This is a genomic window from Ruegeria sp. SATB045 (genome assembly GCF_059613525.1).
Map to the genome: position 1 here is coordinate 140,386 of NZ_JBXWSR010000012.1, position 13,893 is coordinate 154,278.

The following is a 13,893-nucleotide window of genomic DNA, read 5'->3' on the forward strand; positions in this document are numbered from 1 at the left end:
TAAAGTGCGGTGGTCAATACTGCTGGCATTTTTAAAAAGGTGAAGATCAGGGCGTTCCGACCCAAGCGATCACGAATGGCACAGTCAGGATACTGGCTGCAGTTGACAACAAGATCGCGGCCGACGCCCGATGTGGCGCAACGTTGTAATGCGCCGCAAGCATATAGACGTTCCCAGCGACCGGCAGCGCGGCCGCCGCAATCGCGACAGCAGCGGGGAAGGGCGCAATGGGAAAGATCCAAAGCAACGCAATGGCCACACATACCGGATGGATGACAAGTTTGCAGAAACTCAGCCAACCGGCCACATGCACGCGCTCAGCCGACTTGCTGGCCAGCGAGGCTCCGATAGCGAACAGAGCGCCGGGCGTAGCAGCCCCCCCAAGGATCGTGAGAAAATCATTAAGCGGCGCGGGAACAGGCATCTGAAACGCGGACCAAAGCATCCCCGCCGAAATCGAGACGATCATCGGGTTTTTTACCAGACCCAACCCAATCAGTTTGAAAGTGGCTGGGGTGAGCCGTCCGTCTCTGCCCCCGTTGATCAGGATTACGATCAATGACGAAAACACCACCAGATCAACCGTCAGAACCAGCATCACGGGGCCAATTGCAGCTTCTGTGAAAAGAAGGGCCAGCATAGGCAAACCGAGGAAACCGACATTGCCGATGGCTGCGCACTGTGCTTCTACCGCTGCGGTCGGCACGTCCAGCCCTCGGAACCAGGCGACAAGCGTTGCCAGCAGATAAACCACTACTGTTCCCGCTAGATACCCGATAACAAGCCTGGGGTTGAAGATCTCGGCAAAGGGCAGGGTCGCGGCAAAGCGGAACAACATGGCCGACAAGGCAAAATAGAACACGAATTTGGTCAGATAAGCCGTCGCTTCCTCGGTGAAGAACCGGGTACGACCCGCCCAATATCCAAGGCCGATGATCGCAAAGAAAGGAAGCGTGCGCAGAAAGATATCGACCATGCCGGAAGTGTTAGCACAGATTGATCGCGCGGCAAGCTCCATCGCAAGGTCCGATATTCGACAGCCTGACTGGCGAAATTACAATATTTGATTGCGCGTTCAGAATTGCTTTGGTGCGAATCGTTGTATCTGAACTGACCGGTTTATAAACTCCTACATATACTGTTGGGAGAGAGCATGTCTGAAACCGCAGCCATTCTGCGCACAGGTCGCAAATTCGATCAGGTTCTGAAAGGCGCACGAGAAGTCTTCATGGCCGATGGTTTCGAAGGTGCAAGCGTTGATGACATCGCCCGCGTTGCCGGCGTCTCGAAGGCAACACTTTATAGTTACTTCCCCGACAAACGCCTTTTGTTCATGGAAGTTGCCCAAACCGAATGCACACGTATGGCCGAGCATGTGGTGTCCCTGGTCGATGACTCACTTCCGGCACGCGAAGTCATGATGATCACGGCCAAACAACTGACGGCCTTCTTGGTCTCAGATTTTGCGCAGCAGGTTTTTCGCATTTGCGTGGCCGAACGCGACAGGTTCCCAGAACTGGGCGAAGCATTCTACGAGGCCGGACCAAAACACGGCACCGGCCACATCGCCGAGTATCTGCAAAAAGCGGTAAACAAAGGGGAACTGCTTATTGACGATGTTCAATTTGCTGCTGAACAATTCTCGGAATTGTGCAAGGTGCGGATTTGGACATTGTCGGCCTTTGGTATTCAGACAAGCTTCTCACAAAACGAAATTGATGAAATAGCTTCGCAAGCAGTCGACATGTTCATGGCGCGGTACGGTGCATGACGACCGGGCACAACCTGAACTGACCAAAATTTAAGCACTTGTTTCAACATCCTGCACAGCGCCGTCCTTAGATTTGACAGGTTGCGCGTTCTGAAGAACCCTTGATCCCAGCAAGCTAAGGGTATTCGACCATTGACCAGTGACTCTAACAGTTTTTCGCGCCGGTTGGGCGAGTTGCTCGACCGGATTTATCCGGATCACGATCAGGTCGCACTCGCCGAGCAGATCACACACGCATTTTGGCCGTCGCAAACGCACAGACGCAGACAAGGTCGCAAGCCGGGAAACAAGTTGTGGTCGGAAAAAGACAGCGTCTTGATCACCTATGGCAACTCTATCGAAGATCAGGTCCACAAGCCCCTTGACCTGCTGCACGACTTTTTGGTGCGACACCTAAGTGGGGTAGTCAACGGTGTGCATATCCTGCCGTTTTTTCCATTCACCTCCGATGACGGTTTTGCAGTCTCAGACTACTACAGCGTCAGCACTCAGCTTGGGGATTGGCCTGATATCACCCGGATCGCTACTGATTTTCATCTGATGTCCGATCTGGTCCTGAACCATGTGTCCAGTCAGGGCAGCTGGTTCACAAACTACTTGCAGGGCAAAGCGCCACACGATCGGTTTTTCTTTGAAGCCTCTCCCGAAGACGACCTGTCGCAAGTTGTCAGGCCGCGCACCACGCCCTTGCTGCGGCAAGTCGAGACCAGCGCAGGTGAGAAATACGTCTGGTGCACATTTTCCCACGATCAGGTTGACCTGGATTTCTCAAATCCCGCGGTTCTGATCGAAATGCTGCGGATCATACGACTGCACATCGACAAAGGCGTTCGTATTCTGCGCCTTGATGCAGTTGCTTTTGTTTGGAAGGAAATTGGAACAAACTGTATTCACCTGCCGCAAACCCATGCCATCGTACAGCTGCTGCGGCTGCTGTGCGACTATGCGACCGAAACGCTGGTTCTGTTGACGGAAACCAACGTGCCGCGGACCGAGAACCTGAGCTATTTCGGCAACCGGAACGAGGCGCACGCGGTTTACAACTTCCCTCTGCCACCGTTGATCCTGCACGCGCTGCAATCAGGCACAGCGCAATTTCTACGCGAATGGCAGGCCGCCATGCCCCCGGCGCAATTAGGTTGCGCATATCTGAACTTCACCGCATCTCATGACGGTATCGGGATGCGCCCTGCCGAGGGATTGCTGCCGCCGGACGAAAAAGACCGCATGATCGACACGGTCCGTAGGATCGGAGGTCTGGTCTCGATGCGCGCACTACCGGACGGGCGCGAAGAACCCTACGAGCTGAACTGCGGTTATTTTGAAGCCATGACCGAGACATTTCATGGCCCCGATCAATACCATCTGGCGCGGTTCATCTGCTCGCAGACCATCGTGATGTCGCTAGAGGGGATACCGGCCTTCTACATTCATTCCCTGTTGGCCACGCCGAATGATCACGAGGCGGTCGAACGGCGCGGCATGAACCGGGCGATCAACAGGCATCGCTGGCACTATCCCGATTTGTTGGCACGTCTGGCTGATCCGGGGTCAAATCAGGCGCTGGTGTTGTCGGAGCTGTCCAAACGTCTGCGCCTGCGGTCGCAGCAACCGGCGTTTCACCCCAACGCCACGCAGTTTACTCTGCGGCTGGATGATCGCGTCTTTGGCATATGGCGGCAGAGTCTGGATCGCAGCCAGTCGATCTTTGCGCTGCACAATGTCTCGGCCGAGCAGGTCCATGTCAGCCCCGCCGAGATCAACATGATCGCCGAAGAGGTCTGGACTGACGCATTGACGGGCGAAATCCTTACCACCAACGGTCCCGACATCGTGCTGGCCCCATATCAGTGTCGTTGGATCACGAACGCGGGCTGAATTCGTCCAGATCGTCGGAAACGGCGGCTTTCAGACGAAGCAGAAACTCTGGATCAGCCGAATGCACGCGGTTCCACGTGGGGATGAAGGGCGTCTCATGCGGGTTGTCCAGAAATATTTGCCCGGCACGGATGATGTTCTCGGCGAACAGCTCGATGGATTTCTCTTCCTTATGACGATCCAGCTCCAACCCGTTCATCTTGGCATCGGTATAGTACCCCTCTAGCAGATCCAGCGCCGAGCGGTAATAGGTCGCCTTGAGAGTGCGGAAGGTGTTCGGCGTGAACACCGTGCCGTCGGCGGCCAATTTGCGAAAGATCGCCTTGCAGATATCCGTGGACATACGCGACAATCCCCGATTTGCGTCCTCGGGTGATAAGTCCTGATGCTTGTGGTCATAATTGTCGGCAATTTCCACTTGGCAGACGGATTTCGGGGCCAGATTGCGCCACGCCTCGGACAACACGCCGATCTCAAGCCCCCAATCCGAGGGGATACGCAAGTCGGGCAGGGTAGGGGTGCGGATGGCGAATTCGCCCGACAGCGGATAACGGAAACTGCGCAGGTAATCGAGGTAATCCCGGTCGCCAATGACCTTTTTCAGCGCAATCAGCAGCGGACTTACCAACAGGCGCGTGACGCGGCCGTTCAGCTTGCCGTTGCCGACGCGGGGGTAGAACCCCTTGGCCATCTGAAAGGGGAAAGTCGGGTTGACCACCGGATAGACCAGCCGGTCCAACATCTCGCGGTTATAGGTGACGATATCACAATCATGGATCGCCATCACCGAACTGTCGGCGCAGGCCAGAAGATAACCGATGCAGGACCATACGTTTTTGCCTTTGCCCGGCTCTTGCGGGGCCAGACCCATTTCACGCAGATGGGATTCCAGCGCGGTCAGGCGGGGGCTGTCATTCCAGATGACCGCATGGTTTTGCGGCAGATCGGCAAAGAAGGTTCGGGCACGGCGGTACTGATCCTCATCCGCTTGATCCAGTCCGATGATGATCCGGTGGAGGTAAGGCACCTGTGCCAGCTCATTTAGAATTCCGGTCAGCGCAGGGCCTTCCAGTTCGGAATAAAGGCAAGGCAGAATGAGCGTGATTTTTCGGGTCTCGGCAAAAACCGAGATTTCATGCGTCAGATGCCCGGCCGGTCGGCTGCGCAAATTATGCAGCGTCGTGATGTTTCCGTTCTGATGGAAATCTGCCATATGAAATGCCCCGTTCTTATCGAAGGTCCGCCGTCAGGGTCAGGATCGCATCCGACCACCCTTGCGGTCCACTCTGTTGTGTTCTGAGAACCCGCGCTTCTACCGGCGCAGGGAAAGGTGATATGTTGGGGCCGTGCGGATTGGCGACCACGACGCCCTGATCTGCGGCCTGTATCATCTCGATATCATTGGGCGCATCACCCAGCGCAATCGTGCGGACAGGACGCATATGCCGCACGACTTCACGCATCGCATCCGCTTTGGTCTGACCAAAGGAAATAGTCAGAAACCGCCCGCCTTTTCGTGCGTAAAGCCCATGAGCGCGAGCCGCCTCCAGAAATTCTGCGAGATCTACATCAGAACCGGTCCAAACTCCGGGCTCGCTAAACTTTCGTTGACGCGCCAAGTTTGCTTGCTGGGAGCTCAACCCGGTTTTCTGCGCAACCTCATCGATCGTCATATCGCCGAAGCCGACAAATCCCTGGGGCAGCTTTTTCAGCAAGGCGCGCAAGCGTGGATAGTCATCTTCACCCTCATCGGCATCGCCCGGCCAAAGTATTCCAGCGCCGTTTTCCACAATCGCAGGCATATCTGCCTGTCCCATAACGTCCCGTAGGGGGACGATTTCCTGCGCTGTTTTACTGCTGGCAAGAACTACACCGGCGCCTATCTCAGCAAGGCGTTGCAATCCCGGCTTGGCGGCAGACCAACTATAGTTGCTGTGGTCCAGTAACGTCCCATCCAAATCAGAAAACACCAGTATAGGCAGCGGGCGTTTCATCTCGGGCTTAAGTCAATTCGTTGTATCATCCCCTGAAACGGTAAAATCCCGCTTTGTGGGATGTAAATCCATTCTGTCGAAATTCCGGTCAATTGAGTTGCCCGCGCCCAAAAATTAGGCGCGGGCGATCTGGCTTACTCGATAAATGTCTTAGCAAGACGGTCGCTGATAGGTTGAGCCAGATAGGTGAACACTGCTCGTTCTCCTGTGTTCACAAACAGATCGGCGGGCATTCCCGGCACGAGGTCCAGCGCCGTTACAGCGATGGGCTGCCGGGCGTCGAGTTTGACGCGCGCCTTGTAGTATGCCTCGCCAGTGCGGTCGTCTTCCAGCGCGTCAGCCGAGATATCAAAGATCTCGCCACTGGCCTCCGGCACATCGGCTTGGGCAAAGGCGGACAGACGGATACGAGTGGTCTGACCGATATAGAGCTTGTCGATATCACCCGTTTTTATCCGTGCTTCTACGATCAGGTTCTGATCCGCCGGAACGATGTCCATGATGGGTTCACCCGGACGGATTACGCCGCCATTGGTGGACACCGCAAGGTTTACGACCCGACCACTGGTTGGGGCCAGAACTTGAGTACGTTGCATCCGCGCCAGCGTTCCCGCGAACTGAGGCCGAACCAGATCAAGCTGCGCCTCAACCACAGCCAGCTCTCCGGCGATCACCTCATCACGCAGCTTCTTTTGACTCAGCAGGGACAATTCCAGTTCCTGCATTTGGTCTTCGGCCTGCGCGATCTGAGTGCGCAACGATGCATCTGCGCCGTTTAGACGCTCAAGCTCGATCTGGCGTGCGCTGACGCGCGTGACCGCGACCAAACCCTTGTCCAACAGCTTTTGAAGGTTCGCCAACTCGACATTGGTAATGTCGATCTGATTTTTTGTACTGCGACGTTGTTCCTCAAGGCCAGCAATTTGGTTACGCAGAGCCGAGATACGCTGAGCATTGATCTGCGCCTCGGTCCGCCTTGCGCGCGCTTCGGCGTCGAATAATTGTTTTTGTGTCAGATAAGGCGAGACCCAGTGCAAGCGATCCATACCGTCCCGATAACCTGACATCGCAGTGGTTTCGTCGAATTGCTCCTGCCCGCTCATTTGCGCCAGTAGGCGCGCGCGGCGAACAGACAGCTCTCCCAACTGGCTACCTTGCACGCTCAGTTCAACGTCGATCTCGGTGCTGTCTAACTGAACCAAAGGTTGGCCTTGCCGCACGAATTCCCCGTCTGCCACAAGGATCGAGCGGATGATGCCGCCGTCCAGATGCTCGACCGTTTTGCGATCGCCTTCGACCACGAATGAGGCAGGGGCAACCACAGCGCCATCCAGCTTGGACACGACCGCCCAATAGGCGCTGCCGCCTACGAAAACCGCCAGAGTGAACAGGCCGAAAAGAACATAGCGCCCGATGCCCGCCGAGGTTTCATTGATCTCTTTCAGCTGTGCCTCGTGAAAGGACACGGCGGTGTTGGATTTGGAATACTTCACCAGGTCGGTCATTGGGCTGCTCCGCTGATCTGAGTTTCATTTGCTGGGTAGGCAACCGGCTTAACCGCGCCCGATTGCGTCGGGGTATTCAAAACGTTGCGGCGGTTGACCTTCATGACATCGTCTTTTTCGCCGAACTGGGTCTGGTTCCCATTGCGCAGCACCATGACCTTGTTTGCCGCCTGCAATGTCGCCGGACGGTGGGTCATGACGATCGCGATGGCACCACGAGCTTGAGCCGCCAACAGCGCATCGCGCAGAGCCTGCTCGCCATCGGCATCAAGGTCCGAGTTGGGCTCATCCAGCACAAGAACGAACGGATCACCGTATAAGGCGCGGGCCAGAGCAAGACGCTGACGTTGCCCGCCTGACAGGAAAAACCCTTGACCGATGCGTGTTTCATAACCTTCCGGCAAGCTGCTGATCATCTCGTGGACCCCGGCCTCGCGCGCCGCGCGCAGCACTTCGACATCGTCTATCGCGGTGGAAAAACGCCCGATGTTTTCACGGATGGTCCCGTCGAACAGCTCAACATCCTGCGGCAAGTAACCGATCTGTTTGCCCAAATCCTCGCCGTTCCATTTCGACATCGGACTTCCATCTAGCAAGACCTCTCCGCGTTGAGGAAACCAGATACCGGCAAGCATTTTACCCAAGGTGGTTTTGCCAGATCCGCTGTGGCCGATAATGGCCAGAACATCCCCGGCTTTAAGGCTGAAATCGATACTGCGGATGTTGGCATTGATAGCACGCGGCGGGCCAGCCTGCGCGATCTTGACGTCTAGGGTCTTGAAGGCTCGGGGCAGGTTCAGGTTCGGCGGCGCATCCGCGTAATCTTCGGTCAACTGCTTAAGCTTGGAATACGACCCGCGCGCAGCTAGGAAGGTGCGCCATTGGCCGATCAGTTGGTCAATGGGCGACAGCGCTCGGGCCAGAACGATAGTTGCGGCGATCATGACACCTGCGGTCGACTCGCCCGAAATAGCCAACGCAGCACCCAAACCCAAAATGGCCGATTGCAGACCCATCCGAACGGTCTTGGACACCACCGAAAAGCTTGCTACACGATCCGCTGCGCTTGTTTTGTAACGGTGCGCGTCCGATTGCAAAGCAGTCCAACGGCGAACCAAATCGCCCTTCATTCCCAGCGCATGAACCAGTTCCGCATTCCGGTCGCTTGTGTCGAACAGAGCGTCCGAGCGACCTCGGGCCTGCGAGGCTTGCTCCATCGGACCACGCGCACGGGCGTTGTTGATCAGCGCCATGATTGACAGGGTAACTGCTCCGACCAGACCCAGCAGGCCCAGAAGCGGATGCAAGACGTACAGGACCATCAAGTAGATCGGGATCCATGGAGCATCGAAAAAGGCCGTTAAGGTGGTGCCCGAAATAAACTCACGAAACCCGTTGACGTCTTCGACCAGGTTTTCCCCACTGGAGGTTTCGCCCTGAACCCGACGACGCATGGCTGCGTTCAGAACCGGTGCGCCAACGCTTAATTCAAAACGGGCCGCCAAACGTCCCAGAATGCGCATCCGCATCAGATCAAGGCACGCAATCACGACGAATACACCCGCCAGCAGCACGGAGAGTGCGATCAGGGTGTCTGCATTTTGGCTTGTCAGAACGCGATCATAGACCTGAAGCATGTAAAGTGGCCCGGCCAGCATAAGCAAGTTCAGGAACAGGCTGAAGAAGGCGACAGCGACAAAGCCCTTGCGCAGTGACCCCCAGGCAGTTTTGACGGGATTGGCTTGCTTGAACATTTCCTTGACCCTTTCCGGTTTGAAAAACGGGGCAGCACGTAGCCGCCCCGCTGTTGGTCAGTTACGCGACAAAGTCGTCGTCGTTCAGATCGGCGCTATTGATACCGACAAGGCGGACCGAGCCTTCATTGCCGAAGGTGATCACGGCATCATCACCATCCTGAGCAACGCCGACGCTGCCGCCAAAGTCGGGCCCAAAGTCTCCGAACTGAAGCTGATCCAGACCGACTTCAAAGTCCTGAATGACGTCGTTACCGAAGTTGCCCTCGAAGACGAAAGTGTCATTGCCAGCGCCGCCGATCAGAATGTCGTCGCCACCCTCACCGTTCAGGACGTCATCGCCAGCCTGCCCATTCAGAGTGTTGGCCCCTGAATTGCCCGACAGGATGTCATTGCCACCATTCGGGCTGCCAGCATTGTTCGAGCCGTTGATGTTTTCGAACCCAAACACCTGATCCAGGATTGCACCATCGGGTGCATTGACCTGTGCAACGCCGTTGCCTTCTTCATCCAGATCCAGAACAACGCCCGGCCCTGCAGTGAACAGCGCGGTGTCGATCCCTTCGCCACCGATGATCACGTCGGCACCTCCGAAGGAATGGATCGCGTCATTGCCGGCACCACCGTCGAGGATGTTGAACTCGTTGTTGCCAAGAATCAGGTCATCCCCGTCCGAGCCTACAACGTTTTCGAAGTCATCAACTTCGGCGACGATCTGGCCATTCTGGATGATGGCACCGTCCTGCGGACCTTCATCACCGCTGCCAGCAGGGTTCGGCGAAGGACCGCCGAGGTCCAGATCAACGGTTACACCGTCAAAGCTGGAGACGTCGATCATGTCGCTGTCATCCGAGCCGACAACCCGCTCGATCGAGCGCAGGATGTCCACTTCGATCTGGTTGTCGATGACGTCCTCGCCGATGACACCTGTGCCACCAGTGGCTTCGGTATCCAGTGTGGCGCCTGCGTCAACCAACGTGTCCTGCACCACCGGGCCGTTCTGACCGGCAGGCGCATTGTGCAGATGGATGGCCGAGACAACACCCGGGATCGGCGTTTGCAAGTCTGCTTCGTTCAGGCCGGTAACGCTGAGTTCGCTGGAATACGTAACCTCGCCGGTCAACAGGTTCTGGGTCACGACCAAAGTGGCCTGACCGGTCGCCTCACTATCCGACAGCGGATCAGGCTCCTGCGCAGCATCCAGTCCACCGCTTAGGGTTACTGTGCGGATGCCTTCGACAGTTACATCGCTGTCTACCAGCAACTGGCCGCGGATCTCACCACCGGGAAAATCCGATGTGTGGATGTTGTAGTACAGGTTGCCCTGAACAGCTTGCTCCACAAATTCAGCTCCGTTGGCTATGGAGGAGCCAAATTGATCAGGTGCCGAAACAACCGCGTCGGTGACGGTGACGTTAAAGCCTGTGTCACGTGTGGCAGTGCCATTGCCGTTTGCATCTAGGCTGACTTCGACCGCGACATCCAGATCCGAGAAATCGGCTGTGTCGATGCCTTCACCACCGTCAATGAAGTCATTGCCCAGACCGCCGGTGATGACGTTGTCTGCGTCGCCTGCGATCAGAACGTCATCTCCTCCGCCGCCCGAGATATCACCGTTGGTGGTGCCCAGGTCGACAAAGATGTCGTCGCCGTCGCTCAGCAGAACGTTGCCGTTGATCACGCCTTCGTCGTCGTTGACGATGGTCACGAAGCCTGCGTCCGATGCGTCGATCGCATTGACCGTGCCGCGGATTTCGCCTTCGTTCAGGATCGCGCCAACCAGGTTCAGGCCGCCATCAACGCGGATACCTGCTGCGGCGTCAGAGTCCTCGGAGCCGGCGATCAGGCCTTCGTTGATCACAACACCCGCGAAAGAGGCGTCGTCCTGGCTAGTGAACAGGCGCAGACCGTCACCGACCTGGTTGCCTTCCAGCGCATCGCCACGACCTTGCAGCGTACCTTCGTTGATGACTGCAGCGGACACGATGTCCCCCGACTCGTCGCCGGTTTGCAGCGAAACGGCGGAGCCGTTATTGCCTTCGCCTGCATCGACCAGACCCGAGTTGGTGAAGCTGTAGTTGTCAGCAGTGCCATCGGCATAGACGGTGCCGTTGCGCTGATCGCCAGTGCCAAGGATTTCGCCTTCGTTGACAACATCCAGACCGATCCCGTCGATATTCACCGCACGGCTGTCCGATGTCACAGTGCCGCGGTTGACGAACGAGCCGCCTGTGTGATCACCGGTGCCAAAGTACACACCGTTCTGGTCGCCTGCTAAAACGCCGGTTTCTTCGTTGATCAGCTGGCCACGGAAGTTGACGTTGTTCACCGCACGGAACGCACCGACCGTGCCGTTTGCACCTTCGGACGTCACTGTACCGGTGTTGGTGATAGTGCCTTCAAAGAGGGCCGGGCCAAAGCCGCCGCCTTCCTGCCGGACACCCTCCAGACGGATACCGTCGCCAGCGGTGCCCAAAGCTGCACCTGCATTGCCCCGACCCGCGATCGTGCCGTCGTTGGTGATCGAAACGTCGCCATTACCTTCGACGGCAAGTGACAACGAAACGCCCGCGCCATCATTGTGTTCGCCCGCGTCAATAGTACCCGATGCAAGGTTTTGGATCGAATAGTCGCGTGCAGTGTCATCAGCGTAGACTGTACCATTGCGCTGATCTCCGGTGCCCAGAATGTCGCCACCATTGATCAGATCAACACCGGAACCATCGATGTTCACAGCGCGGCTGCCGGACTGGATGGTTCCAAAGTTCAGAACGTCCAGATCATGTTCGCCATCTCCGATGTACAGACCGTTGCGCGGCCCTTCGATCACACCGGTCGAGGTGTTTAGGATCTCACCTTCGGTATTGGCGCCATCAGCGATGCGCAGACCTGCTGCCGTACCCTGATCGCTTTCGGTCGAGATGACCCCGCTGTTAACGATCTCGGTTTCCAGGATGGCTCCCTCGGCACCGTCATCGATGCGCACGCCGTCGCCGGCCAGCGACGTGTTTGAAGCCGCCTGACCGCGACCTTGGATTGTTGCACCAAAACCATTGAAGATATCGGTTTCGACACGGTCGCCAATTTCATCTCCGACCTGCAGAGAAACCCCTGCACCTTGGTTGCCTTCGCCTGCGTCAATCGTACCGCCCGAAAAGTTCGAGATCGAAATGTCTTCCGCAGTTGAATTGGTGTAAATCGTTCCGTTACGCTGATCACCTGTACCGATGATGTCACCAAAGTTACGAACATCGATACCTTGACCCTGAATGTCGACAGCGCGACTGTCAGAACTGATCACACCGCCGCGGAAGTTATCCAGACTGCCCGAGCTTTCAGCCCCCGCAAACTGAACGCCGTTAAACTCGCCTACAATCTCGCCAAAGTTTCTGATCGATGCGCTTCCAGTGACCTGAACGCCTGTTGCAAGCGCATCTGGACCGTTATTGGCTTCGATCCGACCGGACCGAAAGTTAAAGATGTCGACGTCCTGACCTTGCGCCTGCACTGCAGCAACAGCGTTGTTTGTGATGATTTCGCCAAAGTTCAACAGGCGCGAAAAATCATTCGCCAGCACAAAAGCCGGGGTGTCATCCACCACAGTGCTCTGGAAAAAGTTGTTTATAAGGGTTTGACCATCGCGGGTGGTCTCTTGCGCCAGCGTGGACGATGTCAAGAGACGGGCGCGAAGACTGCTAAGAAGTTGGGACAGCATGGGATACTCCGTCAAGAATTGTTGCATTCTGCGGGCCGCCCGCTGCTTTGGGCGTTCCACGTATCCAATGGGTAGTCAGCCGCTTCGGCCAGCTAAAATTCATCCTTCGAATTAGGGGTATAACCAACGCGAATACTCACAAAATCTGTGAGTTAGTAGTAAGTTAAATCAATAAGTTATCGTGTCTCTAATCACTTTGACCGCCTATTCACTAGCGGCTATTGACACTTATGTGTTTGAAAGTGATCGTTTCTTCATGCGCAACACTCACCGTCAGGGTATGAATCCGAAGGTGCATCAAGATGCGCGACTTGTATCAGTAGTTGGTGATCATGAATTTCAGAGACTTGGAATACGTTCTGGCCATCGCCAAATATGGGCAGTTCAGTCAGGCGGCAGCAGCTTGCAACGTCTCTCAGCCTGCGATGTCCAATCAGGTCAAAAAACTTGAACAGGAGTTAGGGGCCGAACTGTTTTTGCGCCTCAATAACGAGGTTCGACCGACACTGTGCGGTGTTCAGGTGTTGCGCATTGCCGAACGCATTCTGAACGATGCGCAAAAGATCCGCGATACGGCGACCCAGTTCCGCGACCCCGAGGCGGTTCCATACACGATCGGAATGACGCCGACCCTCGCGCCCTACCTGACACAATATTTCTCAGATCTGTTTAGCGCATTGTTTCCCAATATGCGCGTGACGATGATCGAGGATTTGCCACAGAATATGTTGCGTATGGTCGAAGACCACACGTTGGATCTTGCTCTGGTCGCCAAGGTCAACAATTCCGAAGCGCTCGAGTTTACCTCGATCTGGTCCGAACCTCTGTTCTTGGCTGTTCGTAACGGTCACCCGCTAAGCACCTTGCCATCGATTGCCCCAGAGGACGTGCCCCGTCACGACTTCATCCGACTGCCGCATAGTTTCGGCTATGAACTGGAAAACCGCTTGCCCAAAATCGACCCGGCAAATCGCGCCAGCAAGCGGTTCGACCTGAGCGCGCTGCGTTTCGAGACGATCTGTCGGCATATTTGTCATTCCGACGATTGTACAATCGTGTCGGCCCTGGCCGCCGAGCAATTCAAACGCGACCGCTGGCCTTTGTGTTTTATCCCCTTTGACGCGCCGGGCAACCTGCGTGATCTGGGCGCGGCGACCCGTCCGGGCTGTCCAAGACGGCCGCTCTTGGATCGGATCGGGGCTTTCATTCTGGAACAGCCTCCGATCGGTGTGACCCCAACATTCCAGATGTGATCGCGGAAAGCCGGAAACTTGCG

The 13,893-nt window shown here is 56.3% G+C and carries 9 protein-coding genes; 3 read left to right on the forward strand and 6 right to left on the reverse strand.

Annotated features, from left to right (window positions below; translation table 11 throughout):
- Positions 1 to 46 precede the first annotated feature (46 nt).
- Positions 47 to 976 (reverse strand): AEC family transporter, encoded by a 930-nt coding sequence (locus AC2FNR_RS02625; RefSeq protein WP_496847888.1) that lies wholly within the window; start codon positions 974 to 976, stop codon positions 47 to 49.
- A gap of 177 nt (positions 977 to 1,153) precedes the next feature.
- Here AC2FNR_RS02625 and AC2FNR_RS02630 point away from each other — a divergent pair, with 177 nt between their 5' ends.
- Together AC2FNR_RS02630 and AC2FNR_RS02635 are read left to right on the forward strand one after the other, a co-directional pair.
- Complete coding sequence (locus AC2FNR_RS02630) at positions 1,154 to 1,771, forward strand: TetR/AcrR family transcriptional regulator (protein WP_496847889.1); 618 nt, start codon at positions 1,154 to 1,156, stop codon at positions 1,769 to 1,771.
- 132 nt (positions 1,772 to 1,903) lie between these two features.
- Entirely contained in the window at positions 1,904 to 3,649 is a 1,746-nt protein-coding gene (locus AC2FNR_RS02635) for a sugar phosphorylase (protein WP_496847890.1), read from the forward strand.
- Here AC2FNR_RS02635 and AC2FNR_RS02640 read toward each other — a convergent pair.
- From AC2FNR_RS02640 to AC2FNR_RS02660, 5 genes are all read right to left on the reverse strand, one after another.
- Positions 3,633 to 4,862, reverse strand: coding sequence for a glycosyltransferase family protein (locus AC2FNR_RS02640; protein ID WP_496847891.1), 1,230 nt, complete (start codon positions 4,860 to 4,862; stop codon positions 3,633 to 3,635). The genes AC2FNR_RS02635 and AC2FNR_RS02640 overlap by 17 nt on opposite strands.
- A 16-nt stretch (positions 4,863 to 4,878) precedes the next feature.
- Complete coding sequence (locus AC2FNR_RS02645; protein WP_496847892.1) at positions 4,879 to 5,643, reverse strand: HAD-IIB family hydrolase; 765 nt, start codon at positions 5,641 to 5,643, stop codon at positions 4,879 to 4,881.
- Positions 5,644 to 5,777: 134 nt separating this feature from the next.
- The gene (locus AC2FNR_RS02650; protein WP_496847893.1) at positions 5,778 to 7,148 is read right to left on the reverse strand and encodes an HlyD family type I secretion periplasmic adaptor subunit; all 1,371 of its coding nucleotides are present in this window, start codon (positions 7,146 to 7,148) and stop codon (positions 5,778 to 5,780) included.
- The gene (locus AC2FNR_RS02655; RefSeq protein ID WP_496847894.1) at positions 7,145 to 8,902 is read right to left on the reverse strand and encodes a type I secretion system permease/ATPase; all 1,758 of its coding nucleotides are present in this window, start codon (positions 8,900 to 8,902) and stop codon (positions 7,145 to 7,147) included. Before AC2FNR_RS02655 ends, AC2FNR_RS02650 begins: the two co-directional genes overlap by 4 nt.
- A 61-nt stretch (positions 8,903 to 8,963) precedes the next feature.
- Positions 8,964 to 12,617 carry a beta strand repeat-containing protein gene (locus tag AC2FNR_RS02660; RefSeq protein ID WP_496847895.1) on the reverse strand — a complete coding sequence of 1,218 codons (3,654 nt, stop codon included), beginning with the start codon at positions 12,615 to 12,617 and terminating at the stop codon, positions 8,964 to 8,966.
- A 332-nt stretch (positions 12,618 to 12,949) separates the two neighbouring features.
- Between AC2FNR_RS02660 and AC2FNR_RS02665 the strand changes: the two genes are divergently transcribed.
- Positions 12,950 to 13,870, forward strand: a complete 921-nt coding sequence (locus tag AC2FNR_RS02665) for a LysR family transcriptional regulator (protein ID WP_496847896.1) — start codon at positions 12,950 to 12,952, stop codon at positions 13,868 to 13,870.
- Positions 13,871 to 13,893: the final 23 nt, after the last annotated feature.